29 protein-coding genes are annotated in these 26,101 nt (G+C 33.6%); 20 read left to right on the plus strand and 9 right to left on the minus strand.

Going from position 1 to position 26,101, the window contains the following annotated elements; translation table 11 throughout:
- Positions 1-24: 24 nt before the first annotated feature.
- The 4 genes from dapB to J2Z80_RS11510 all read right to left on the minus strand — a co-directional run bounded on the left by dapB (position 25) and on the right by J2Z80_RS11510 (position 3,692).
- On the minus strand, positions 25-780 hold the full coding sequence (gene dapB / locus J2Z80_RS11495; RefSeq protein ID WP_209454517.1) for a 4-hydroxy-tetrahydrodipicolinate reductase: 756 nt from the start codon (positions 778-780) through the stop codon (positions 25-27).
- Positions 781-793: 13 nt separating this feature from the next.
- A complete protein-coding gene (gene dapA, locus J2Z80_RS11500; protein ID WP_209454518.1) occupies positions 794-1,675 on the minus strand; it encodes a 4-hydroxy-tetrahydrodipicolinate synthase in 882 nt (293 codons plus the stop codon).
- 16 nt (positions 1,676-1,691) lie between these two features.
- Entirely contained in the window at positions 1,692-2,690 is a 999-nt protein-coding gene (locus tag J2Z80_RS11505; RefSeq protein WP_209454519.1) for an aspartate-semialdehyde dehydrogenase, read from the minus strand.
- Positions 2,691-2,819: 129 nt separating this feature from the next.
- Entirely contained in the window at positions 2,820-3,692 is an 873-nt protein-coding gene (locus J2Z80_RS11510; RefSeq protein WP_209454520.1) for a hypothetical protein, read from the minus strand.
- Positions 3,693-3,866: 174 nt separating this feature from the next.
- Between J2Z80_RS11510 and J2Z80_RS11515 the strand changes: the two genes are divergently transcribed.
- The 5 genes from J2Z80_RS11515 to J2Z80_RS11535 all read left to right on the plus strand — a co-directional run bounded on the left by J2Z80_RS11515 (position 3,867) and on the right by J2Z80_RS11535 (position 9,137).
- Positions 3,867-4,148, plus strand: a complete 282-nt coding sequence (locus J2Z80_RS11515) for a hypothetical protein (RefSeq protein WP_209454521.1) — start codon at positions 3,867-3,869, stop codon at positions 4,146-4,148.
- A gap of 157 nt (positions 4,149-4,305) precedes the next feature.
- A complete protein-coding gene (glnA, locus tag J2Z80_RS11520; RefSeq protein WP_209454522.1) occupies positions 4,306-5,640 on the plus strand; it encodes a type I glutamate--ammonia ligase in 1,335 nt (444 codons plus the stop codon).
- Positions 5,641-5,654: 14 nt separating this feature from the next.
- The gene (locus J2Z80_RS11525) at positions 5,655-6,224 is read left to right on the plus strand and encodes an ANTAR domain-containing response regulator (RefSeq protein ID WP_209454523.1); all 570 of its coding nucleotides are present in this window, start codon (positions 5,655-5,657) and stop codon (positions 6,222-6,224) included.
- Positions 6,225-6,547: 323 nt separating this feature from the next.
- Positions 6,548-7,759, plus strand: a complete 1,212-nt coding sequence (locus J2Z80_RS11530) for an ATP-grasp domain-containing protein (RefSeq protein ID WP_245301293.1) — start codon at positions 6,548-6,550, stop codon at positions 7,757-7,759.
- Between the two features lie 127 nt (positions 7,760-7,886).
- The gene (locus J2Z80_RS11535; protein ID WP_209454525.1) at positions 7,887-9,137 is read left to right on the plus strand and encodes an MFS transporter; all 1,251 of its coding nucleotides are present in this window, start codon (positions 7,887-7,889) and stop codon (positions 9,135-9,137) included.
- Between the two features lie 46 nt (positions 9,138-9,183).
- Here J2Z80_RS11535 and J2Z80_RS11540 read toward each other — a convergent pair whose 3' ends face one another.
- Positions 9,184-10,917 (minus strand): FAD-dependent oxidoreductase, encoded by a 1,734-nt coding sequence (locus tag J2Z80_RS11540; protein WP_209454526.1) that lies wholly within the window; start codon positions 10,915-10,917, stop codon positions 9,184-9,186.
- Positions 10,918-11,079: 162 nt separating this feature from the next.
- Between J2Z80_RS11540 and J2Z80_RS11545 the strand changes: the two genes are divergently transcribed.
- Both J2Z80_RS11545 and J2Z80_RS11550 read left to right on the plus strand, forming a co-directional pair.
- A complete protein-coding gene (locus J2Z80_RS11545; RefSeq protein WP_349292600.1) occupies positions 11,080-11,598 on the plus strand; it encodes a Gx transporter family protein in 519 nt (172 codons plus the stop codon).
- On the plus strand, positions 11,599-12,567 hold the full coding sequence (locus J2Z80_RS11550) for a polyprenyl synthetase family protein (protein WP_349292601.1): 969 nt from the start codon (positions 11,599-11,601) through the stop codon (positions 12,565-12,567). It abuts the gene before it with no gap.
- A gap of 47 nt (positions 12,568-12,614) precedes the next feature.
- Here J2Z80_RS11550 and iadA read toward each other — a convergent pair whose 3' ends face one another.
- Positions 12,615-13,784: a beta-aspartyl-peptidase gene (iadA, locus tag J2Z80_RS11555; protein WP_209454528.1), complete on the minus strand. Its 1,170-nt coding sequence runs from the start codon at positions 13,782-13,784 to the stop codon at positions 12,615-12,617.
- Between the two features lie 108 nt (positions 13,785-13,892).
- On the opposite strand from iadA, the gene pdxR reads away from it, so the two are divergent.
- From pdxR to J2Z80_RS11575, 4 genes are all read left to right on the plus strand, one after another.
- Positions 13,893-15,326, plus strand: coding sequence for a MocR-like pyridoxine biosynthesis transcription factor PdxR (gene pdxR, locus J2Z80_RS11560; RefSeq protein ID WP_209454529.1), 1,434 nt, complete (start codon positions 13,893-13,895; stop codon positions 15,324-15,326).
- An 85-nt stretch (positions 15,327-15,411) separates the two neighbouring features.
- Positions 15,412-15,594: a spore coat protein gene (locus J2Z80_RS11565; protein ID WP_013788410.1), complete on the plus strand. Its 183-nt coding sequence runs from the start codon at positions 15,412-15,414 to the stop codon at positions 15,592-15,594.
- A gap of 11 nt (positions 15,595-15,605) precedes the next feature.
- Positions 15,606-16,148 (plus strand): spore coat protein, encoded by a 543-nt coding sequence (locus tag J2Z80_RS11570; protein WP_209454530.1) that lies wholly within the window; start codon positions 15,606-15,608, stop codon positions 16,146-16,148.
- Between the two features lie 110 nt (positions 16,149-16,258).
- Positions 16,259-17,803 carry an S-layer homology domain-containing protein gene (locus tag J2Z80_RS11575; protein WP_209454531.1) on the plus strand — a complete coding sequence of 515 codons (1,545 nt, stop codon included), beginning with the start codon at positions 16,259-16,261 and terminating at the stop codon, positions 17,801-17,803.
- An 18-nt stretch (positions 17,804-17,821) separates the two neighbouring features.
- On the opposite strand, the gene J2Z80_RS11580 is transcribed toward J2Z80_RS11575, so the two are convergent.
- Together J2Z80_RS11580 and J2Z80_RS11585 are read right to left on the minus strand one after the other, a co-directional pair.
- Positions 17,822-18,229 carry a bactofilin family protein gene (locus J2Z80_RS11580; protein ID WP_209454532.1) on the minus strand — a complete coding sequence of 136 codons (408 nt, stop codon included), beginning with the start codon at positions 18,227-18,229 and terminating at the stop codon, positions 17,822-17,824.
- A gap of 39 nt (positions 18,230-18,268) precedes the next feature.
- A complete protein-coding gene (locus J2Z80_RS11585) occupies positions 18,269-19,204 on the minus strand; it encodes a peptidoglycan DD-metalloendopeptidase family protein (RefSeq protein ID WP_209454533.1) in 936 nt (311 codons plus the stop codon).
- A 208-nt stretch (positions 19,205-19,412) separates the two neighbouring features.
- On the opposite strand from J2Z80_RS11585, the gene J2Z80_RS11590 reads away from it, so the two are divergent.
- The 4 genes from J2Z80_RS11590 to J2Z80_RS11605 all read left to right on the plus strand — a co-directional run bounded on the left by J2Z80_RS11590 (position 19,413) and on the right by J2Z80_RS11605 (position 21,341).
- On the plus strand, positions 19,413-20,417 hold the full coding sequence (locus J2Z80_RS11590) for a glycosyltransferase (RefSeq protein WP_209454534.1): 1,005 nt from the start codon (positions 19,413-19,415) through the stop codon (positions 20,415-20,417).
- Positions 20,418-20,496: 79 nt separating this feature from the next.
- Positions 20,497-20,817: a hypothetical protein gene (locus tag J2Z80_RS11595; RefSeq protein ID WP_209454535.1), complete on the plus strand. Its 321-nt coding sequence runs from the start codon at positions 20,497-20,499 to the stop codon at positions 20,815-20,817.
- Between the two features lie 52 nt (positions 20,818-20,869).
- Positions 20,870-21,145 carry a YkuS family protein gene (locus J2Z80_RS11600; protein WP_209454536.1) on the plus strand — a complete coding sequence of 92 codons (276 nt, stop codon included), beginning with the start codon at positions 20,870-20,872 and terminating at the stop codon, positions 21,143-21,145.
- Positions 21,138-21,341 carry a hypothetical protein gene (locus J2Z80_RS11605; protein ID WP_209454537.1) on the plus strand — a complete coding sequence of 68 codons (204 nt, stop codon included), beginning with the start codon at positions 21,138-21,140 and terminating at the stop codon, positions 21,339-21,341. Before J2Z80_RS11600 ends, J2Z80_RS11605 begins: the two co-directional genes overlap by 8 nt.
- A gap of 32 nt (positions 21,342-21,373) precedes the next feature.
- Here J2Z80_RS11605 and J2Z80_RS11610 read toward each other — a convergent pair whose 3' ends face one another.
- Complete coding sequence (locus tag J2Z80_RS11610; protein ID WP_209454538.1) at positions 21,374-22,519, minus strand: amidase domain-containing protein; 1,146 nt, start codon at positions 22,517-22,519, stop codon at positions 21,374-21,376.
- Between the two features lie 172 nt (positions 22,520-22,691).
- Between J2Z80_RS11610 and J2Z80_RS11615 the strand changes: the two genes are divergently transcribed.
- From J2Z80_RS11615 to J2Z80_RS11630, 5 genes are all read left to right on the plus strand, one after another.
- Complete coding sequence (locus J2Z80_RS11615) at positions 22,692-23,168, plus strand: transposase (protein ID WP_245301294.1); 477 nt, start codon at positions 22,692-22,694, stop codon at positions 23,166-23,168.
- A gap of 64 nt (positions 23,169-23,232) precedes the next feature.
- Positions 23,233-23,367 (plus strand): hypothetical protein, encoded by a 135-nt coding sequence (locus tag J2Z80_RS15205; protein WP_280953192.1) that lies wholly within the window; start codon positions 23,233-23,235, stop codon positions 23,365-23,367.
- A 15-nt stretch (positions 23,368-23,382) separates the two neighbouring features.
- Complete coding sequence (locus J2Z80_RS11620; RefSeq protein WP_209454539.1) at positions 23,383-23,727, plus strand: transposase; 345 nt, start codon at positions 23,383-23,385, stop codon at positions 23,725-23,727.
- Positions 23,724-24,626, plus strand: a complete 903-nt coding sequence (locus J2Z80_RS11625) for an IS3 family transposase (protein WP_209454540.1) — start codon at positions 23,724-23,726, stop codon at positions 24,624-24,626. The genes J2Z80_RS11620 and J2Z80_RS11625 overlap by 4 nt, the downstream gene beginning before the upstream one ends.
- 396 nt (positions 24,627-25,022) lie before the next feature.
- Positions 25,023-26,101 (plus strand): IS110 family RNA-guided transposase (locus J2Z80_RS11630; RefSeq protein WP_209454541.1); only part of this gene is annotated, 1,079 nt, incomplete at its 3' end.

The raw sequence follows: 26,101 nt of genomic DNA on the forward strand, positions 1-26,101 counted from the left end.
TTCATCTTTTGAACTCAAATATTATCATCCTTTCTTGACAAGTGATTCCATATTGTACAATCCAGGCTTTTGATTTACCAAAAATTTTGCTGCAAAAAGAGCGCCATTTCCAAATATTTCTCTTGACCTTGCTGAATGGCTGATTTTTATGATTTCATCATGACCTGCAAAAATGACTTCATGCTCGCCAACAACAGTACCACCTCTTAGAGCATGAATTCCTATCTCATTTTTATCTCGCAAATCTGTCTTGGAGTGTCTGCCATATACATATTCCTTTTTATCGTTAAGTACATTATTAATGGCGTCAGCTATTAAAAGGGCAGTTCCGCTTGGTGAATCTTTTTTCATATTGTGGTGCATTTCCAATATTTCTATATCGAAATCATTGCTTAAAATTTTTGCAGCTTCTTTAACTAAGCTGAGAAGCACATTTATACCTAATGACATATTAGCAGATCTAAACACAGGTATATATTTTGATGCCTCAATAACAGAATTAATTTCTTCATCATCAAGACCTGTTGTAGCAACTACGACAGGTAAATTTTTACCTATTGCAGCTTTAAGAAGATGTGGAACAGCAGTATGATATGAAAAATCAATCACCACATCCGCTGTCTCTTTTACGTCATCGAGGCTTTTATATACAGGGAATTCGCATTGGCATGTATTTTGATCGATTCCAGCAACGACTTCAAATTCAGGGTTTTGTGAAGCCATGCTTGCGATTACTTTGCCCATTTTCCCACAGCAACCATTTATTATCACTCTTATCATCAATACAGCCTCCTCATATCAGTCCAAATTCTTTTAACGTAGTCTTCAGTGCATTTAAATTCTTTTCGGACATATCGACTAAAGGAAGCCTCAACGGTCCGACATTGAAACCCATTAAATTCATTGCAGTTTTGACTGGAATTGGATTAGTTTCTATAAACATGACGCTGTTTAAAGGATTTAATTCCAATTGTAACTTTCTTGCAGCTTCTATATCGCCATTTAAATATAACATTACCATGTCGTGTATCTTTTTAGGAACGATATTAGCAGTGACAGAAATAACACCGATTCCACCTAATGAAAGTATTGGCACAACCTGGTCGTCATTTCCTGAATATATCTCAAATTTATTGCCCATTATCCGAGATATTTCCGCTATTTGTACTATATCGCTGCTGGCTTCTTTTACACCTACAACATTGTCAACGTATTTGCATATTTCTAAGTATGTTTCTGGTTTTACGTTCATTCCTGTTCTACTTGGAACATTGTATATTATTATTGGCTTATCGACATTTTTGGCGATTTCCGTAAAATGCTTAACAAGACCTGCTTGAGTAGTCTTATTGTAGTATGGTGTAATGACAAGCAGAGCATCAGCACCGACAGATGAAGCATATTTACTTAGTTCAATGCTGTGCCGCGTATCATTGCTGCCAGTTCCAGCTATGACCGGGATGCGACCATTTACTTTATCAACTGCAAATTTAATTGTATCCATTTTTTCTTTATCTGTCATCGTTGACGATTCACCAGTAGTACCGCATATTATTACAGCATCTGTACCTTCTTTTATATGCCATTCTAAAAGTTCTTCTAACTTATTAAAATTAACTCCATCTTCAGTGAAAGGAGTAACGAGGGCGACACCCGAACCCTTAAATACTGGCATAATTAACCATCCTTTCTTATAATGAGTGGCTTTCCTTTATTAGTAACTCAGCAATTTGAACAGCATTGGAAGCAGCACCTTTTCTGATATTATCTGCTACGATCCACATATTTAATCCGCTGTAGACTGTTTCATCACGTCTAATTCTACCCACAAAAACTTCATCATGGCCTGTTGAGATTGTTGCAACTGGATAAATATTGTTTTCAGGATCGTCCATCAGAACGACTCCAGGTGCATTTTTCAAAACTTCTTTTAAATCTTCCATCTGATACGGTTTCTCAAACTCTATATTGACACTTTCACTGTGTGAATTTTTTACAGGTACCCTCACTGTAGTAGGTGACACTTTTATGGAATTGTCTCCCATTATCTTTTTTGTCTCATTGATCATTTTTAGTTCCTCTTTTGTATAACCGTCAGGTAAAAATACATCGATGTGAGGAATACAGTTATTTGCAATTGGATATGGGAAACACTGATTTTTTTCGCCTTTTAGTGTTCTTTCAAGGTCATCAACACCTTTTTTACCTGCACCTGATACAGCTTGATACGTTGATACAACAATTCTCTTTATTTTGTATCTGTCGTGAAGAGGTTTCAGGGGAACTACCATTTGAATTGTTGAACAGTTGGGATTTGCTATTATACCTTTATTCCATTTAATATCCTGTGGATTTACTTCCGGAACTACCAGTGGTACATTATCATCCATTCTCCAGGCGCTAGAGTTGTCAATGACTGTAACGCCTCTTTCGGCTGCTATAGGTGCGTATTTTTTGCTTACAGTTGCACCTGCCGAAAACAATGCGATTTTAATATCTTTGTCAAAACTATTTTCTGTTAATTCCTCAACTGTGTATTCATTTTCTTTAAATAATAATTTTTGACCAGCAGACCTTTTCGATGCGAATAGATATAATTTATCTATTGGAAAATTTCTTTCTTCTAAAACTTTTATAAAAGTTCTGCCAACAAGGCCTGTTGCACCTACAATTGCTACATTGACTCCCATTATTATCCTCCTTAAATATATGAATTCAATAATATAATGTAATAAAGCACATTTGTTATATAAAATATATCATTATTATTATATGAAGTCAATAAAATAAGGTTATATAAAAATAACCCCAGAATGAGGTTATTTTTTTGACACTGAAGCTTTTTCTAATGACTTAATATCTGACTCTAGAACATTTGATTTAATCTTTGTGATAGTGTTGTCTTTTGCTTGTACTGCCTTTTCCAATTCGCTAAGTCCAGTATCGAACTTGTCTGATGCGTTTTTGGCGTCTTTTGGAAGCTTTACTCTTAAGACCTTCCAAATTGCTTTTAGTTCGTTTATGTCTTTTGTTGCTATGTCCCATTTTTCTGTAGCTGAATTAAATTCAATATCCCTGTTATAGAATCTAAGTTTTTTTATGTCAGGTGGCGAGGTTGTCTTAAAATAATTTTCAATTTCAGGTATATATTTGTAAACATTATTGGCAGCAATCATCGTATCATTTAATAATTTATTTGTAGATTTTGTTGTCAAAGTATTTATGGCGGTGCTTACATTGTTTAATAAATCTGCACTTGCACCTGCTTTTGCTGCTATAGGACTTAAGACATTCCAATTAGTATGTATGTCCTTGACTGTTTTATCAATTGTACTCCATGATTTTTTCTCAGGTGATTCTTTTTGTTGCTTTTGTTTATTCCCTTCCTGTCCAGTAGATTTTCCTTCTTGCTGATTTTTTGATGTACTTAGTTGCTTACCTTTAGGTGCTAATGTTGATACAGACGATTTGTCAGTTTCACTTTTTTGTGATTCTTGAAGTTTTTGACATTCTTTTATTATTGTCTCAGTATCATTTTCTATTTTTGTAAGCTCTTTTGGCGTAGACATTTTTTGAGTCGTATTTGACTTTTTTTGTGGCACTGGTTTCTTCTGATTATTTTTACAGGCTGATAATTGAAATATTACTACAACAATTAATAAGAAATACAATATTTTGTGATAATTTTTCATACAATCACCTCAAAGAATAGTATTACCATTATGACTTGTTCGATTCAATTTGAATGGATATAGTAATTTTTTTAAAAATTTATAAGATTATAAATTTTTGTACTTGCATAAGAAAATTATGGTATAATATAATTATAATGTAGCAGCTGAAAGCTACATGAAAGGAGAGTGCGTATGTGGAATTATAAAATCAAAAAAGTGTCTGTTTTTTCTGTCTTTAAGTTCACATTGTTGTATGGTATTATAATTGGAGCTGTTTTAGGTTTAATTGGAGGTCTATTCGGGAGCATAGGAGATGCTAAGTTTTTTGGGATGGGCATATTTGGAGGGCTCATTTTTGGTATAATTTATGGGATAATATTGTCACTTTTCAGTGCACTTGGCACATGGCTTTTTAACCTAATCTCTGGTATTATAGATGGTATAGACGTGGAACTCATTAAAAAGGACGAATGAAATGAAACTGTGTCATAAAAATATCATCTTGTTATGTGGCAATTTATGTGCTATAATTTTGTAAAGTCTTATATTTAGATGGGCAATGGTGTCCTCAATGAAGGGAGATTGGGTCCTTTAATTGAGTACACCTATTTTTAATTTAAGGAGGATGGCTATGGGGAACAAGTATAGTGCTGAAGATGTATTGAGAATTTCTAAAGAGCGTGGTGTTGAATTTGTACATTTGCAATTTAGCGACATCTTTGGTGTAATGAAAAATGTTTCTATACCAATAGAAGAATTAGATAAGGCTCTTAATAATGAAATCATGTTTGATGGGTCTTCTATCGATGGTTTTGTCAGAATCGAAGAATCTGATATGTATCTGCGACCTGATACTGATACATTTGTGATATTTCCATGGAGGACAACAAGTGGTGTTGAAGCACGGCTTATTTGTGATATTTATAATCCAGATGGTACACCATTTGAAGGAGATCCCAGATATGTCTTAAAGAAAAATTTAGAAGAGGCGAGAAAGCTTGGCTATACAATGAATGTGGGACCAGAATGTGAATTTTACCTGTTTTTGACTGATGAAAAAGGAAATCCTACTACAATTACTCAGGATGCAGCAGGGTATTTTGATATGGCACCTGTTGATTTAGGCGAAAGTGCTCGCAAGGAGATGGTTTCTACATTAAAAGAAATGGGCTTTGCGATAGAGGCATCACATCATGAAGTAGGACCAGGACAACATGAAATAGACTTTAAGTATGATGATGCACTTGCAACAGCGGATAATGTCATGACGTTTAAGATGGTTGTAAGAATAATTGCACAAAAACACGGACTTCATGCTACATTTATGCCTAAACCTGTATATGGCATTGCTGGTTCCGGTATGCATTTAAATCAATCGCTTATGAAGGATGGCGAAAATGCATTTTACGATCCTGCTGATCAAATGGGACTTAGTAAAGATTGCTATTATTACATTGGCGGACTTTTGAAACACGCAAAGGCACTTACATGTATAACAAATCCCACAGTTAACTCCTATAAAAGGCTTGTGTCGGGTTTTGAAGCTCCTGTTTATATTGCATGGTCTGGGAGAAATAGAAGCCCACTGATAAGGATACCTGCTAAAAGAGGAAATTCAACACGAATAGAGCTTAGATCACCTGATCCTTCTAACAATCCGTATTTAGCATTGGCATGTTCGTTAGCTGCAGGTCTTGACGGCATAAAAAATAAAGTAATGCCACCACAATCTGTTGACAAGAATATATATGAAATGGATGAGCAGGAACTAAAAAAGTTAAATATAGATAAATTACCTGATTCGTTAGAGGAAGCTTTAGTAATTTTAGAAAAAGATGAAGTCATAAAAAATGCTTTAGGTGAGCACATATACAATAAATATGTTGAGGCAAAATGGTCTGAGTGGGATTCCTACAGGACTTACGTTACAAGGTGGGAGATAGACCAATACCTTACTAAGTTTTAAAGTGAGGTGTTTACATGAGCCAGTGGCGCATTATAGTAGCTGATAGCAATGATTACAGCAGAAATATTTTAAAAGGAATGTTGTTGTCTAGTGGTCATCTAGTCTATGAAGCGAGAGATGGTGGAAGCGCAGTTAGGCTGTCTCGCTCATTGATGCCTGATCTTGTTTTGATAGATATGGGTATTGTGGGAATGAATGCTTATGAAGTAGCGCATATTATAGATAGCGACAATGTGGCACCTGTCATATTGATGACGCAGACCATTCAAAGAGGTTTTATTGAGGAAGTAAAAAACTATTCAGTATTTGCGTATTTGCTAAAACCAATCGATAAAGCGGTGTTATTAAGTTTGACTGAATTTGTGATAGAAAATCACAAAAAATATTTATCTTTAAAAAATGAGATAGAAAGCTTAAAAAAGCAAATAGAAGCCCGCAAGAAAATAGAGAAAGCTAAAGGTCTTTTAATGAAAGTAAAAAAATTAGATGAAGATGAAGCTTACACACTGATGAGGAAGATGAGCATGGACTCAACTCTTCCTATGGAAGTCATAGCAGAGAGGATATTGACAAAATACTCGTAAAAAAACTTAAGCACATAAACATATTTGTGCTTAAGTTTTTTTCTTTGGGATTAATATAGCATTAAGATGAGATTAATTTAACAAATCAAGAAGGAATTTTAACAATTTTGTAGAAATAATAAATTATTTAAGAAATGTGTTAAATGATAGTGGGTGAATTTTGATGAATGAATTTGGTAGAAATAAACTAAATCATTTATTGTTGAATTGGCAAACAATTCAGGGGCTTGCCTTTCTTGTCTAGTTATGCATCTCAATTGGAGATGACGCTATTTTCATTATGAAAAGAGGTTTTACTTATGACTAAACAATATCGTATTCTCATGTTAGGTTATCGCAAAGGTTTAGTAGATGCTTGCAATAAGCTTGGTGTACATAGTACAATTCTTATTGATCCGTGGGAAGATATAAGTGAACTTCCGGCTTGTGGTGATAATGAAAAAAGGATTTTTGTAGAGAATCTTTCTAAAGATGAAACTACACTTTTTTCATTAATGAGATCAAATGAAACCAATTTTGATGCTGTTATAACAACGGAGGAATATTTTCTAGTAAATGCTTCAATTTTAAGCTGCATTGTTTCTAAGCCATATATTGAACCACATGTTGCGGTAGCATTTAGAGACAAATTTTATCAAAAGAAGTTATTACGTGGGGTTGTATCAGTGACTGATTCTTGGATGATCGATGATATCGAAAATTTTGTTATTGACGAGAAATATCCATATCCTGTAGTACTTAAACCAGTTGCAGGTGCTGCTACTTCTTATACTTATATAGCTTATAGCCAAGAAGAGTTAGAAAAATGCATAGAACTTCACAAACAAAAATTGGATGAAAATCCTGCTGAAATTCCAAGAAGTATGGTAATAGAACGCTTTGTATATGGTGATGAATGGCATATAGATGGATGGGTTTTAGAAGGTAAACTTCAAAGCTTTACAGCATCAAAGTACAACTTTCCTTTAATTGGAATAAGAAATGGAGGAATAGTAGGCAGTGTGACTTTACATCCCGAAACAAATAAAGAACTTTATAATAAATTTCATCAATTTGTTGAGAAGGCTTTACAAAAGCTTGGATTAAAAAATAGCGTATTTCATATGGAATTATTTAAAAATGATGAAAATGACGAACTTGTATTTAGTGAATGTGGAGCTCGTGTTGGAGGAGGGTTTATTTATAAGGCATTTCAATATTTATATGATATTAATTTATATGAAGTTCTTGTTCGATTAGCCCTTGGCGAAAAAGTTTTATCTACACCAGCTAAAACTTCGCAATGCGTAGGTTGGACTTTTCTTCCCTCTGTTTCACCTACTATAAAGTCGTTACCAGATAGTTCATTATTAATGGATATGCCAGGAGTCTTAGAGGTAGAATACAGTTGGGATCCTAGTAAGGAAATGCCTGACACTAAGATAGATACTACTCAGCGAACAGGGCAGGTTCTAATAACCGGCAAGGATGAAGATGAAGTGTTACTAAGGATTAAAGATGTATTAAATTATTTTACTGATCTTACGAAAAATTAATATAATACAAATGTGTTTCTATTATTTTTGACTTTAACTATATATTAAGTTAAAAATTAACTCATTAAGCAATAATTCTCTAGCTTAATGAGTTAATTTAATATAGTTTATTAAGGTGGTGATATATTTGAACAATGATGACATAAAAGAAGACTTGTCAGATTTTAACCTGGATGAAACAAAACTATTATGGAGACAAAAAAATTTTTTAATTCTATTGTTAGGAGATTTATTAATCAGTTTTGGCAGTAAAGTTTATGAATTAGTATTACCTTTATTAATTTATAAATTAACTAAATCATCGATTATTATGGGAACTATGAAGGCAGTTGAATTTTTGCCAAATCTTTTATTAGCAGTATTTATAGGTGTGTTAGTTGATAGAACAGATAGAAAAAGATTTTTAATATATACGCTATTTATACAAATAATATTATTAAGCACACTGTACATTTCAATAAAAAGTGGACATAAATATATTTCGCTCTTTTATGTAATAGGTTTTTTCTTTATGGCATTATTTTACTGCTATGATAATGCTATGACAAGTATAGTTAAAGATGTTATTCCTTATAATTTGCTTACTTCAGCCAATTCAAAGTTTTCTTTTATTTCAACATTTATAGGGATCATCGGACCTGCGATTTCAGGCTTTATTTTAGTACTTTCTAATCTTGAAGACGGGTTGCTAATTACTATGTTTGCTTTGTTGGGAGGGGTTATTGTATTTTCCTTTTTAAAGAGTCATAAAAAACAAGTAGAAGCAAAAAGGGAAAATCAGTCAATTTTGGAAGATATTGAGGAAGGTTGGATTGAGCTTAGGAGAAACCATTCTCTTTGGTTGTTAACATTAATAGTTGTTTTCACCAATGCTACTAGTGGTTTGTTTGATTCAATGGTAATCTTTTTTGCAGAAGACTCATTTCATTTAAGCAGTTTTCAACTTGGACTGGTATTTTCGATTGCTGGATTAGGTGGTTTAATAGGAAGTCTATCTACAGATTATATTTCTAAAAAGCTAAAGCTTGGTAAATTAATAGGGATAGCCATATTTTCTATTGGCTTTGCTTACCTAATCATGTATTTTGCAAGTAATATTTTTTTAATAGCACTTTCTTTGTTTCTAGAAGGCATATTTAATTCGATTTTTGCTATATGTATATATACTTATCGTCAAGAAACAACTCCATCACATCTTATTGGACGTATCAGTGGAATTACAGGTGCAATGTTTATGGTTGGAGTGCCATTGTCTATGTTTGGATCTGGCTGGATTGCAAGTATTATAAACACAAAATATTTATTTCTTGGTGCGGCAATACTTAATCTATTGATATTTATTGTTTATCGTAAGCTTTCTTTGTGGAAATTAACATAAGGATGCAATTAGCAAAAAGGCTATAGGAGAATTCCTACAGCCTTTTTTAAAATACATTAAGTTTTAGTTTTTTCCTTCTAACCCAGTGCTTTAATACTTTTGAAAGCCAAGGCATTACATAGTAGTCAAGGCCAAATGCTCTACCAGCACCACCCATTATTGCTATAGCAGTTATGACGTACCACCAATTGTTGAATGTCGCCATACCTGATAGATAGAAATTAATATGGAGGAATATGGTTCCAAGTGCAGCAATAAACGTAAATAGTCCTGCAACAAGCAAAAGACCAATGCCTATTTCAGACAATGTTATTACTGACTGGAAGAATATAGCGTGAGGGAATATGAATTTTTCCATAAACCAGCCATACCATGCAGGTACATTTTGCATTGGAGCTGCTGATGCGCCAGCGGATAATTTAACTGATGACAGCCAACCTTCTTGTATGTGCTGAATACCACTGATGATCCACATTAAGCCTAAGAAAACTCTCATGAGGGATAGCCAGAACATGTTTGTAGTAACAGCTACATGGTTTTCAATTATGCTTAATTTACCTTTATCAGGTACATCTATAAACTGATCTCTTATATATTGAGCACACATGCCAAGACCACTTAAACCAAATAAGTAATGCATATTTACTATGTGTTTCATAAACGTAGCTGGGTATCCTGACAGTCCGCCAATGCCAGACAGTTCAGCAATTGCAAATCTTCTTCCTACAGATACCATATTTCCATGAAGATTTAGCTTAAGCTCTTTCTTTGGCATATTTTTAATGGAGGCGGCGATATTATATGCAGCAGCATCAGCAGATTGAAGTGCTGATTCCACCAGTGCTGGCATAGGTTTTCCATCTTCTCCTACATATGAAGCACTGTCGCCAATAGCGTATATATATGGATTAGATGATTCCATGTATTTGTTTACAACAATTCTTCCTTTCTTGTCTGTAGCAAGGCCGATATTGGCAACGAAGCTGTTTCCTTGAATTCCGCCTGTCCAAATCAGTGTCTTTGTAGGGATTTCTTCTCCGGATTTTAGTGTTATACTATCGGGTGTAACACTTGTAATCATAGAATTTGTCTTAATTTCTACACCGTTTTTATTGAAGAAATTCACTACTTTTTGAACTAAGTGTTCTCTGCTTACTGTTGGCAGGATCTTAGGCAATGCTTCTACAAGAGTTAATCTAACTTCGTCTCTTGGAATTTTATATTCTTTGCATAATCTATCGACCCATTCCATAAGTTCACCCATCATTTCCACTCCGGTAAATCCACCACCACCGACTATGAATGTAAGCAGTTTTGCTCTTTTTTCTTTATTGGTTTCGTGCTGTGCCTTTTTAAACATATCGCGAATATGTTTGTTTATAATTTCAGCATCTTTTAAAGACCAGAGGGTGAAAGCATGTTCTTTCATACCTGGAATGCCAAAATAAGCTGGTTCGCTGCCACAAGCTATCACTAGATAGTCATAACCATATTCTGCTGTGTCTGAATAGATTTTTTTATTTTCTATATCAACCCTTTTTATTTCATCTTGTACAATTTTTACACGAGTAAATTCTAACGCTTCTTTTAATGAAACCTTGACGCCTTCGGGTTTTATTCTGTTTCCGGCTACTTCATGCAGTTCTGTAAGGTAAGTCTGACTATCGTTTTTTTCAATAAGCGTTATTTCAACATCGTCGTTAAGTAAATATTTATCAAGCTTTTGCGCAGCAGTAGCTCCTCCGAATCCCCCGCCTAACACTATTACTTTAGCGCTCATATAAAAACCTCCTGTTAAAATTTATCTACCATCTTGATTATAGCATAATTATTTAACAAATAAAAATAACAAATAAAAATTTTTCATAATAATTGGTATCTGTTGATTAAAAATAAAAAAACAAATATAATAATTATGATGTGTTTTATTGGATTGGAGGTCGTGAAACTGTCTGCTAAGAAAATTGTATATGTTTCTATATTGATTTCACAGGCATTGGTGCTGAATATAGTTGAAAGCTTTATTCCCGTCCCTATCCCTGTTCCAGGGATAAAGATTGGGCTTGCTAATATAGTTACTTTAGTAACAATATTGATGTTTGGTTTCAAAGATTCTCTCATTGTGGTTGTTTTGAGAACGTTACTGGCACAATTGCTTGTTGGAAATATAACAGCATTTTTGTTTAGCGTATCTGGAGGCATTTTAAGCGCATGCATAATGTATATCGTTTATAAAAGGTACAGCAGGTATTTCAGTCTGGTTGGTGTGAGCGTTTTTGGCTCGGTTGCCCATAATGTAGGGCAATTATTAGTCGCATCTATTGTTATTAATAATTTTCTGATATTCTCATATTTACCAGTTTTAATGATATCAGGAATAATAATGGGTATTTTTACGGGATTTGTGGCCAATTTTTTTAGAAAATATATAAAAAACATAGAATATAATTCTAGGTGGTAGGTGTTAATTTTGTTTGATAAATATGCCTTTGTAAAAGATGATATGAAGAAAATAGATGATTTTCTTTTATCAAATATTAAGACAAGTTCGCCCACAATAAAAAAAGCTGTAGAAGATTTAGTATTGTCCGGTGGAAAGAGAGTAAGACCACTTCTGGTTATTGCGATTGCAAGGCTCGGTGAATACAACGAAGATAAAATTATTCCAATTGCTGCATCTATTGAAATAATGCACATGGCCACATTAGTCCACGATGATATAATTGATGATTCAAAGATGAGGCGAGGCCGTGAGTCAGTTCAAAGCAAATATGGGAAAGAAACAGCAGTGTTTACAGGTGATTTTTTATTCAGCCAAGCTTTTAATGTCATAGCAGATATCATTTCTAAGGAAAATTTAAAATTGATTGCAAGAGGAGTAAAGGCTATATGCGAAGGCGAGATAGAACAATTTGACAATAGATATAACTTAGATATAAGCGTATTAAGATATTTAAAGAGAATTTACAGAAAGACCGCTTTGCTTTTTGCGATAAGCTGTGAATCAGGTGCTACTCAAGCAGGATTGTCAAAAGAATTGACAAGGGCTATGAGGCGCTTTGGTCTTAATGTTGGTATGGCATTTCAGATAGCTGATGATATACTCGATTATGAAGGAGTAGAAAAAATTGTAGGAAAGCCACTAGGAAGTGATGTATTAAATGGTATTTATACTTTGCCGCTGATTTATGCTCTTAGTACTAGTCATAAAAAAGCTATTGAGGACATTTTGTTGAAGAATAAGTTAAGCAAAAAAGATGTAAACCGTATAGTCAAAGAGGTGAAATTGAGCGGGGGTATAGACTTTGCTAAAGATCTTGCATTAAAATATGTCAAAAAGGCCATCAAGTTTCTTGATATTATACCAGATTGTGAACAAAAAGATTTAATGATAGATATAGCCAATGATGCTTTAAAAAGGAATTATTAATTTTATACATAGACAAGGTAAAAGGACATTTCTTGCCAGATGTCCTTTTATTCAAATATTCCTTTTTTTACGATTTCATTAAATTTAATCATAAATTGGCCTTTTGCTATGACTGATGAAATGTTTAAATTTCTGTCCAGAACTACAAAATCGGCATCAGAATTTTCTTTTATACACCCTTTTTTTGGATATAACAAAAGTACTTTTGCGACATTTTCAGTTATTATTTTAATTGCAGATTCAAGGGGAAGTATTCCTTGTGTTATTATTTCTTTTAGATCTCTATACAATGTCAATGTACTGCCAACCATGACTTTGACTAGTTTTTTATTTTCATCAAATACAGGTATACTTCCATTGCTGTCAGAGCTCATGGTTACATTGTCAATGGATAGGTTATTTTCAATAATTTTTTTTATGGCATTTTCTGGTGTCAAGGCAGTTTTAGAATTTTCGTCAGGTTTTATATCAGATGTCAAGTCAATTCGACCACCCATTTTCAAAAATTCAAGTGCTTGCAAAAAAAGATGGCTGTTCCTATTTACATGAGTCGGGATAAATTGAGTAATTGGTATTTCAGTATTTTTAACGATGTCTATGATAGGCGTAAGACCTCTTATGCCATCACCAACGTGCAAATGCACAATTCCCGGTTTATTTCCTAATAGCCCGCCAACTCTGGCTTCTGCTGCAAGTTTTGTGAGATCTTCTACAGTCGGTTGAGCCGATCTGTGATCGGATATTGCGATTTCGCCAGTGCCTAACACTTTATCGATTATCGCTATATCAGACCGCACGCTATTTGTAAGGGTTCTCGTAGGGAGCTCATAAGCACCTGTGTATATATACGTAGTAAGGCCTTCTTCTTCAAGGGCTCTTGATTTGGCTAGCAATTCCGACATGCTTCTAGTTATGCCATCAGCGCCTAAAAGTCCCACGACTGTGGTAATACCTGCTTTAGTAAGATCAGTCAAATTGATTTCCGGAGTCCTTGTGGCAGGACCTCCTTCACCGCCGCCGCCTGCAATATGAACATGTTGATCAATGAAGCCTGGCACTACGATGCATCCGCTTAAATCTATAATTGAAATATCTGGCAAATCTTTAAAAGCAATATTATTTCCGATCTTAATAATTTTTTCATTGCATGTCAATATATCCATTTTCCCAATGTATTTGGGCGAATAGACTTCACCGCCTTTTAAAAGCAAAAACATTTTATCACCTTCTAAAAAATTAACTTCTTTTACATATTAGTTTGTTCAAAATTTTCATATCTTATGTTATTATTAGATTGTATCGAAACAAATCAAGAGGTGTTTAAAATGGTAAATTTTACGGTAGACAAAAGTAAAAATACACCACTTTATATACAAATTTTCAATCAATTCAAAAAATATATAGAAAATGGTAGCATACCACAAGGATATAAATTACCAACTATACGTTCACTAGCTAAAGAGCTTGGCGTCAATAACATAACAGTTATTAACGCTTATAAATTGCTTGAATTAAACGGTTATGTAAATAAAAAGGTTGGTAGCGGAACATATGTTTCACAAAACATAAAACAAAATGACTTAACAGGAGAAGATATTAAGGCATTAGAGCATGGACATATACTTTTAAGTAAAAATATGATAAATTTTTCATCTTCTTCTCCAAACCCTGAATTGTTTCCAGTTGATGATTTTAAAATAATTATAAACAAGGTTTTAGAAAGAGATGGAGGATATGCATTTGAATATCAAGATACAAAAGGGTATATGCCGTTTAGAAAATCTATTTGTGAATTTATAAAGAAAGACGAGATAAATATTAATTATGAAGACGTTCAAGTTATATCAGGTGGACAGCAGGGAATTGACGTTGTTTCAAAAGCTTTAATAAATTTTGGTGATTGTGTATTTGTTGAATCGCCCACATATTCATGGGCAATAGCATCGTTTAAATCAAGAGGTGCGGAAATTGTCGATATAGCACTTGATAAAGACGGGATTGATATTAATAAATTAGAAGAAAAGCTTAAAATTTTTAAGCCAAAATTAATCTATACGATGCCGGTATTTCAAAATCCTACAGGAGTTTCATATACTGTGGAAAAAATGAAAAAGTTGATTGAGCTTGCATACAAATACGACACATATATAGTAGAGGACGATTTTTCAAATGAATTGAATTTTAGTGAAAACAAACATTTGCCGTTAAAATCGTATGATAAATACGACAGGGTAATATATATCAAGAGTTTTTCAAAGATATATATGCCGGGGCTTAGATTAGGTTTCATAGTATCACCTAAAAATCTTGTAAATTCTTTTGCAGAGGCAAAGTATGTTTCAGATTTGTCAACATCTGGCTTGATGCAAAGGGCGTTTGAGATTTATTTGAGAGAAGGTATATGGAAAAAACATATCGAGAGATTTAAAAAGATTATGAGAGAGCGGTTTGACGAAATGAAATATCTTTTATCAGGTAATAAGTATTTTGAAGTTAATGTTCCTGAAGGAGGATTTTATTTCTGGCTTAAGTTGAATGAGGATATTTCTGCAAAGAAGCTGTATTTAAAATGTATAGAAAGAAATGTTTCAATTGTTCCTGGAAATATGTTTTTTTCAAATAAAGTTGATGATTCACATATAAGGTTAAGTTATGCATCTTGTGAAGTTGACAAGATAAAAAGCGGTATTTCAACACTTAATGATATTTTGAAAGATATTCATAATGAAGAAAATAGCGAATATATACCAATTGTTTAAAGGTGCTTTGTGCGCTTTTTTTGAATTAAAATGATTCTATTACAAATAATAAAGCTGTAAATATATAAAAAGAGGAGGTAAAAATATGGCATTAACTCAAAAAGAACTTGGATATATTTCGGACGAACTTGCATCAGAGCAATTGATAATAAAGAAATATCAGACAGCAGTGAATCAAGTTACAGATCCACAGCTTAAAAATGTGTTTCAAAAAAATATAAACGTGCATCAAAATCATTACAACTCTTTATTAAATTTATTGAAATAGGAGTGATATAGATGGCTAGAAAAAGTGCAAAGGTAAATACTACTGCCATGAATTCAGCAGCTATGCCGGACATGTCTGGTGGCAGCATAAGCAAACAGATAGATTCGTATACAAATTCGAATTTAAGAAATGTATCATCAAATGCTGCAGCAACAAGCGGTATAAATGTAACAGGAATGCCTAATGATTATGCACCTACAGGTAGCATAAGTCAGACAATTGATAATACAACAAGACAAAATCTAAGCAATGCAAACAGTAATGGTACTGCATATGCCGTAAATGAACCAACAGCAGGAACTGCTCAAACATTAACTGAAAGAGATATAACAGCAGACTGTTTGAGATCAGAAATATTGCTTTTACAGTCGTATAATAGTGCTTGTATAGAGAGTGCGAATCAAAATGTTTTTTCCGGCATAAAAAATATATTAAATGAAGAACATGATGTACACTATGAATTATTCAATATAATGAAACAAAAAGGTTGGTATCCTGTAAGCAATGCAAACCCACAAGATATCAATAATACAAGAAGCATGTTTCAAGTATAAAGAGGGCCCTTATGGGCCTTTCTTCCTTATAAGGAAAATTTATATTATTGAAGCGATATGTTTGCCAATGTTATCATATAAGTTGAACATGATACAAGGGGGATATTGGCATGCATATAAAAAAGGTTATTTTTATGTTGATAGCATCTTCTTTAATACTTTCTTTGTTTATATTCAATTTTGCTAAAACAAATGCATCAGCAAGAGAAATATATGCATATGCAACGCGTGATTATTCGAACGATAATAACTCTTATAATTCGTTTGTCAACAATGAATCACATATTAACTATGTAATAACGTTTACCTATGGAATAGATGAAAATGGAAATTTAAATGGTGAAGAAGATGATGCAGTAAAAGATGAAGCTATAAAAAATAATATTGCTCCTCTTCTGTTAGTTCATAACATAAGAGGAGGTACTTTTGATAACAGCTTGATACATTCGGTTTTAAGCAATAATGCAGCAAGAAATAATTTAATTGATAATATTGTTGGTGCTTTAAAAGACGGTGATTATAAAGGAGTAAACATCGATTTTGAGAATGTTGGGTATATTGATAGACAGAATTATAATCAATTTTTGTCAGATCTAAAATCAAAATTAGACAGAAACAATTTGTTGCTGACCGTTGCAATACCAGCTATGACAGCTGATAGTCCTTCGAGTTTTTGGGCGGGAGGCTTTGACTATGCGGCAATATCTAAGATAGCAGATAAAATTATTATAATGGCATATGATCAGCATTGGTCTGGTGGAAACAGCGGTCCTATTTGTTCAATCGATTGGCTTCAAAATGTCACCAAGTATGCTCTTTCAACGATAGATAAAGATAAAATAGTGATGGGGCTTCCAGCTTATGGTTACGACTGGTCTTTAAGTGGTACTACATCTGTGACGGAGGATAAAGTTAAAAGCCTTATAAATACTTATGGTGGGAATGTTATGTGGGATAATACATCTAAAGAGCCGTATTATATATACTATAAAAACGGTGTAAAACATACCGTATGGTTTGAAAATTCCTACAGTTTTAAATTAAAGCTTGATTATCTTTCATCGATTGGAATTGATGATATATCTTTTTGGAAATTAGGCTATGAGAATCAAGATTTCTGGGAAGTTATAGAGGGTAATACGGTGGATTATTTCGGAGATATATTTGCAAGCTGGGCAAGAGATGACATAAACGATATGGCAAGGCTTAAATATGTCTCCGGATATAGTGATGGTACATATAGACCGAATAATTACATAACTAGAGCAGAATTCATTACCTTGTTATTAAGAGTAAAGGGAATAAAAGAAGAGCCTGGCGAGGGATTTTGGGATACGCAGCAGAGCTTTGCAAAAGACGCTATTGCAACAGCTAAAAAGCTTGGGATAGTTAATGGATATAGTGACGGCAGTTTTAGACCTAATAATAATATATCGAGAGAAGAAATTGCTGCTATAATAGCAAAAGCATGTGGATATAAACCATATGTAAATAGCCTATTTGTAGATATAGGAAATAGCTTTGCTAAAAATGACATTATGGCATTATCTAACAGAGGAATAATATCTGGATATGATACATATCACTTTATGCCAAAAAATTATGCAACTCGTGCTGAAGCAACAGCTATATTATATAGACTTATAAATAAATAAGGAGCATATATTTGCTCCCTATTTATTATCTTTTTTCTTTGGTTGGTTGTCAGCACTATTATTGATCTTTTTATTCATTTTGCAGTTTCCATCAAAAATTGCACCTTCATCGATAATAAGATTTTGCACCTCAATATCGCCGTATACTTTTCCGGTTGATGTTATCTGAACCTGATTATTTATCGTTAGATTTCCTGTTATTTCTCCTGATACAGAAATATTATCAGCTTTTATATCGGCTTCTATCTTTGAGCTTTCACCAATTATAATACTGCCTTGTACTTCAATTTTACCGGTTACATTGCCGTCAATTCTCATTGCACCTTGTGACTTTATATTGCCTTCTATTGTAGTGTTTTTACCAATTATTGTATCAATCTTTTCAGTATTAATATCCAATGTATTTACATCTTTCCTTTGAAACATAAAGCACCTCCTTATAACTCCTTTTGACTTGTGTGTACTCTACTTGCCTAAATATTTTAATGGATCAACTGGATTACCATTTAGTCTTATTTCAAAATGTACATGTGGTCCTGTGCTGCGGCCAGTGTTACCCGATTTTGCTATGATATCGCCTCTGTTTACAGTTTGTCCAACTTTTACCAACAATTGAGAGTTATGGCCGTAAACGGAAGTGATTCCATAACCGTGATTAATCATGACCACATTTCCGTATCCTGAAAGCCATCCAGCATAAGTTACAACTCCTTTTCCTGCTGCTTTAACAGGAGTACCATAACCGACAGCTATATCAATACCAGGATGAAATTCAGAACTTTCACCATACGGAGAAGTACGACTTCCAAATGGTGATGTTATAGATCCTGTGACGGGATAAGCAGAAGGCAGTGAAGCAAGATAATCCAATCTTTTATTTATATCATCTATAAGTGTTTTATATTCATATATCTTATTATCTATTTCATCTGAAAGTTCATTTGTTGTTTTTTCATCAAGCGTTAAGCTTCTTGAATCACGGGTTATACCGCCACGGCTAGTTTTTTGTGTGCTGAGCCCAACCATCCTTCTGACCTTTTGTTCTAATTCATCAAGGCTTTTTATTTTATCATTTATTTTTTTTGCATTATCATTTAACATAGCTATTTTTTTATCTTGAACATCATTTAGATCTTTCATTTCAGCGATTTTTTGGTCCTTCAAAGAAATCGTCTTATTTTTCTCAGCTATTATGTTATCTTTCTCTTTTATGGTTGCATAAAGATATGTATATTTACCGGCAAAATAAAAAGCGGAAGAAAATATCCCCAATAAAAATATCATTGCTGCGATAATAGCAGCTTTAAAAGTAGATTTTTTTATTTTAATATTTTTTATGTCGCTTTTAGAGTTTGGTACAATCATTATATTTATGCATTCATCTTTCTTTTTTATATGCATTTACTCTGTCAACACCTCCTTTACAAAATAGCCAATTATTAATATTCTACATTTGATTTAAAAATCCTTCTTTGTAGATAAATTAACAATAATTAGAATATGTGATTTTATCAATACAAAATATATGATATGACATAATGAGCGAAATAAATTTTTTTGAATACAATGATATATAGAGAAGAAATTAAGTTGCATAGGGGGATTTTAGATGGCGACGATTGTATATCCGCCTACGATTAATTTTAGTTGGCTTTTTCAAAGACCGCAGCAGATATTGAGCTGTATGGCTACTAAAAATTATACGGTATTCTACTTAAATAAAACATATGATACAAGTTACAAGAAAGGAATAACTGAATTAAAAGAAAATTTATATTTAGTAAACGGTGTTGGGATTGATAGCATAAAATTAAGAGAAACTCCTATATTGTGGATTTCATATCCTCCCAATTACAGTTATATAAATATGTTTAAGAAAAAATATGTAATATTTGACTCCATAGATTATCCCTCAGACGAATTTTCAGAATGGAAACTTAATTTTGAAGAAATGCAGAAAGCTGCTAATATTATATTTGCTTCATCTAGAAAACTTTATAATATAAATAAAAGAGTTAACAACAAGACATTCTTACTGCCAAATGGTGCAGATTTTGAACATTTTAATAAAGCGGAGAGAATCTTTTCAAAAAGGCCATCTGATTTGCCGGAGGGAAAACCGATTGTAGGGTACATTGGTGCATTGGCATCGTGGATCGATTGGAATATTGTTAACTATATCAGTTTAGCATGTCCTGAATACAATTTTGTATATATTGGTCCGAATTTAAATGTGAAGAGGCTGCCAAAAAGAGATAACATTTTTTATTTAGGTGAAAAAAAGTATAGCATACTTCCGAATTATTTACAGTATTTTAATGTATGTATAATTCCTTTTAAAGTAACATCTATGACAGAAGGTGTTGATCCTATAAAAATGTATGAATACTTAAGTGCTGGTAAACCAGTTGTTTCTTCAAATTTACCGTCTATACTAAGATGTGAAGGCATATATACTGCAGATGGAAAAGCTGAATTTGCTAATATGATAAAAAAAGCTTTGGAAAATTATGACGACCAAAAGAGAAGAAGACTTATCGATATTGCAAAGGAAAATTCATGGGAGAAAAGAGCTGAATATGCTGATAGGATTATAAGGTATTATTTGGTATGACCTGGTAAACAGGTCATACATAGATATTTTAAGGTATTTTTGCTAAAATAATATACATAAGATGATAAGGAGTGTTATTTTGAGAGGGATTGTACTTGGCGTAATTTTATCCGTATTGACTCTTATTATTAATATTATTGCAAATGGGATACATACGACGTATATTAACTACAGCAATTATTTTTTCATAGTTGGATGTGTTGTTGGGCTTGTTGGTGGATTTTTATATATTTCGTATTGGTTTAACGATAGGCGTACTATTAAAAAGATACTTCGGAATCAGGAACTGCCTGAAAAAAGAAATGACTTTATATATATGATTGAGTGGGGAAGCGTATTATTGATAGCATCAGCTTTTTTAATATTAATTTCACTATTGATAGTTCTCCTATACGAATAAAAACACATATTAATCTAATACTAATTATGTATTCGCTATAGGAGGTGTTTCAATGGGGAAAAGAATAGCAGTTGAGAGTCAGCTTTCAAATGTTAAAAGATATCTGTCTAATAAAGGGTATGATGTAATTAATCTTGAACAGAATAGTGATTTAAGTGGTATTAGAGTAGACGATTATGATGCGGTAGTGATAACAGGACAGCATAAAGATATGATGGGATATGAGACTGCTCATACAAGATCACCAATAATCGATGCTACAGGATTGACTCCGGAAGACATTGAAAGTGAAATAAGAAGAAGTACAGGTGGTGATTTAAATGGCTAATAGTGAGCAATTAAAGGCTGTAGGTGAAATGTGTCCTGATTTTACATTTGATGATTCTTTAAGCAAAACATCAACAATGTCTACTGAAGAATCTTTATCAAGAAGCTGTGAGATATGCAGCCATTGGGATGTAAGAAATCAAAAATGCAGAATAGATGTTTTTGATGATGTACTTACAAGCCTTGATCAGACATAGTCTAAAAACATAAGAGAGGATTATTCCTCTCTTTAGTCATTTATATGGATAAATCTATATATAACTTTTTTGTCCCAACCTAAATCAAATGGAACATGATACCTGTCTGATGTATGAGTGTTTACAACAGGAATTCCATAAGAATCAAAGCCTGTTACGACTCCAAAATGAACAATTTCTCCTTTTTCTTCATAACATATGAGATCGCCTTTTTGCAGTTCTCGTATTGCACCTGATGGATGTGTGTCAGATGGCTTTACCATATTAGTATATGTGCCTTGTGCAATAAGCCTTCCTTTTCCATTGTATATAAGATAATTGAATAATGCTGGAGCTTGTGCCCATGCTGTGCTTGAATCACGACCATTGAAATTCCACACGTAATCCATTTTAAGTCCGCCACCTTCATGGAGAACTTGTGAAGCAAAATTTGTACAGTCACCGCCAACACCATTGTAATCTCTATACTTTTCATTGTATTCATAATTGTTTCCACTGCCCCAAGCAGCACCGGCATATGTATCAGCGTATCTTACAGCACCTTCACGATCGTAATTTCCTTTTTTCTTATTTTGGCTGTCACCTGACGGAGTTGAATTTGCAGGCGATATCTCCGAGGCGATACCGTCGGCTGGGCTGATATCTATGAATGCGGAATCTTCATCCAGAGGATCGTAATACCAATCGCGGCGAATGACCCATTTCCCATCAACTTTTACCAGTTGTATTGAATGGCGGATACCTAGTCCCATGTAGTTAATTATGTTAGGCTTTACATTATATTCATATCCCATTTTCATCGTTTCTACCAAATACAGCCATATAGATTGTTCACCTACTTTTATGCTTTTAATTCTGTATATTGATTGAGCTTCAGTGAATTTTAGATTTCTTTTTTCTGACCAACCTTTTACATAATTAATTCGCCTCATTTCATGTTCTAATGCCCATTTTCCATATGTATTTGCTGCATCGTAGTATTTCTCTATATCTTTAATGTTTCCACTTAGAAGTACATTGCCTCGGGACTCAAAGAACGCATCTAAGAAAGGTTTTATTTCCTCTTTGTTATCTGCTACTGTAGATAATGTTTTATTGAAAAATAATATTCCCCAAATGCTGACTGATATTAACAATAAAATAGGAATTGCTATCTTGTAATATTTTTTAAGTGGCAATAAATATCCCTCCCTGCCTATACATTCATAGTAAATAATATGTCTTAATAAAATAAATAATACTATGCAATTATTATTAAGGTGTCAAAAGTATTTTTTCATCCATGATAAACTGAAAATATGGTAAAATAGAAATATAAACAAAAAGAAATAGAAGGAGCGATACATAGCCATGGCATTCAAACCAAACGAATATCAACAAATCACAATGGATGATAGATTCTTAAACTTGGATGAAAGAACAAGAAAGTTTGTTTTAAACTTATGGGCAAAAGGCTTTGCTGAAATCATATTTCCAGCAATCATTGAAAAACGCTTTTCCGTATTGTACAGTGACAATCCTGCTTCCCGTCCAAACAGTCCTGTAAACGCAATAATTGGAGCCCTAATATTAAAAGAAATGTTTAATCTTACAGACGACGAACTATTAGCAAGCATCCTATGTGATGTTCGTTTCCAATACGCCCTTCACATTACAAGCTTCAAAAGTCAACCTTTCAGCGATAGGACTTTTAGCCGTTTCCGTGAAAGGCTATATCTTTACAATCTGGAAACAGGAAGAGATCTTCTTCATGAAGAAATGGAAGCCATGGCAAACGTATTTGTAAAATACTTGATTAAGGTGTCAAAAGTATTTTTTCATCCATGATAAACTGAAAATATGGTAAAATAGAAATATAAACAAAAGGAAATAGAAGGAGCGATACGTAGCCATGGCATTCAAACCAAACGAATATCAACAAATCACAATGGATGACAGATTCTTAAACTTGGATGAAAGAACAAGAAAGTTTGTTTTAAACTCATGGGCAAAAGGCTTTGCTGAAATCATTGATGGTAGAATATAAATAATACAAGTTGAATTGAGAAAGTTCCGCATAAGTATTACAATAAATATAGAAAGAATGGGGGAACTTCTCATGGCAAAACAACATGACCAACAATTTAAGGAGGAAGCTGTCGAGTATTACCTTGAGCATAAGGATCTAGGGCTTCGAGGGTGTGCAGAAAACCTTGGTATAGGTTATAGCACTCTTAGCAAGTGGGTTAGGGATTATAGCACCAATAACGGAACAATCCCAACTCGTGGTTCTGGTAACTACGCTTCTGACGTAGAAAAAGAAAATGCTAGGCTACGGAGAGAATTACGCGATGCAAAGGATGCACTTGATGTGCTAAAAAAAGCCATCAGCATTCTGGGAAAATGACAGAGGCGATTTATCTTGAAGTCTATCGCAAGTGTGAAGCTTCCAAAGGGAAACGCCGCGTTTCTGTCAGCGGAATGCTGCGCTATTTAGGCGTTTCCAGATCCGGTTATAACTCTTGGTTAAAGCGTAAACCATCAAAACAGCAGCTAAGGAAAGAGTCTGTCCAGGACAAAATTCGTGAAATCCATGCAAAGTCTCATGATATTTACGGAGCTCCAAAAATTACAAAGGAACTACATAAAGCTGGAGAGGTCATCTCAGAAAGAACTGTAGGTAAATATATGAAGGAAATGGGCTTAAAAGCAAGGTATATCAAGCCTTATACAGTTACAACACGTAACTCAAACTTCAGCAGTTCTCTTGAGAACATTTTACAGCAACAGTTCAATCCGGACTCTCATAATGCAGTCTGGTGTACTGATATAACATATATATGGACTGTAGATGGATTTGTATACCTGACCAGTATCATGGATTTATATTCACGGAAAATTATAGCGTGGACACTTTCCAAAACACTAGAGGTATCATGTGTTTTAGATACCATAAATAAAGCAAAGGCAACTAGAAGGTTAACTAACCCACTAGTTATCCATAGTGATCGTGGAAGTCAGTATGTATCGAAGGAATACAGGAAAGCTGCATCAAAAATGACACTCAGTTACTCAAAGAAGGGGTGTCCTTGGGATAACGCCTGCATAGAGTCATTTCATTCACTAATCAAACGTGAATGGCTAAATCAATATAAAATCAAAGATTATGATCATGCTAGAAAGCTAGTATTTGAATATATTGAGACCTTTTATAACACTGTACGAACTCATAGCCACTGCGACTATAAATCGCCAGATCAGTATGAAGCACAATACTTGAAGAAAACAACAAAACTTATTGGGTAAGCAATAAATATGCATAAAGACATTCTCTGCTTGAAATCATAATTTAATACGTATGGAAATATTAGGGAATAACTTGCTCATTTTAATTTGTACTTTTTCTTGACATAGTACCATCCTTCAATAAAAAAACATGTGAACATTGTCCACTAAGAGAAAAATGTGGAGCAAAGCTACAAAAGAAATCAGCGTATGTATTAATAACAGCAAAAACAATACAAAGAGCAAGCTATTTAAAAAAAATGTCAACAGAAAAATACAGTGTACTTCAAAAGATAAGAAATGGAGCATTCCTGTAATAAAAAAATATAAGATTTGAAATAAAAAGTACCTCCTGATAAAATACAAGATGTCGATTGTTCATGAACACGACTCTCAAATAACAAGGAGGTACCTAATATGAAGTATAACCAAAATTCAAAGATATTGCAAATAACAGAAAAGACATTAATTGTAGGTGTAGACATTGCTAAAGAGACACATCACGCTAGAGCTTTTGATTTTAGAGGAATAGAATACGGTAAGCGTATTGAATTTAGCAATGACATCGATGGAATGGAAAGATTCTTTAAATGGGCTGCAGAGATTATGAATAAAAGCAACAAAGAGCATTTAATGGTTGGCATGGAACCAACAGGCCATTATTGGCTCTGCTTTGCACAGTTTCTTAAAGATAAGAACCATAAGGTGGTGCTGGTAAATCCATTCCACGTAAAAAGAAGTAAGGAATTTGATGATAACTCGCCAACTAAAAATGACAGAAAAGACCCTAAGACAATTGCAATGCTAGTTAAAGATGGAAGATATGTTGAACCTAATATACCTGATGGTATATACAGCGAGCTTAGAATTGCAGTGAACATAAGGGAAATGCTTACAAAGGACTTAAATAAGATAAAGAACCGGATTGCAAGATGGCTTGATATATACTTTCCTGAGTTTAATAAAGTTTTTGCAGATTGGGAAGGGAAAGCGGCACTGATAACATTGAAAGAATTTCCAACGCCTGCAAAGATATTAGGTATTGGAGCCAAGGAAATACTTGCAGCTTGGAAGAAGGAAGTTAATCGTGCAGTAGGTATAAAGAGGGCTTTAAAGCTTGTAGAAGCTGCCAGTGAAAGTGTTGGTAAAAGGGATGGCATTGAGATGGCAGAGATAGAGATAAAAATTATACTTGAACAGTACGAAATGCTTGTAAAGCAGTTTAAAAAAATAGAAAGCAAAATAGAAGAGCTTTTCATGCAAGTACCTTGTGCTAGTGAAATGCTAGGTATAAAAGGTGTAGGAGTAATAACAGCAGCAACATTTATTGCTGAAGTTGGCGATATAACAAGATATGAGCATCCAAAACAAATCCAGAAGCTTGCGGGTTACAATCTGGTCGAGAATAGTTCAGGGCAGCATAAAGGGCAAACCACCATAAGCAAAAGAGGAAGAAGGAGGCTAAGAAGTGCTCTATACAAAATGGTGATGCCAAT

Origin of the sequence: Thermoanaerobacterium butyriciformans (assembly GCF_017874545.1) — a bacterium.
Lineage (GTDB): Bacteria > Bacillota > Thermoanaerobacteria > Thermoanaerobacterales > Thermoanaerobacteraceae > Thermoanaerobacterium > Thermoanaerobacterium butyriciformans.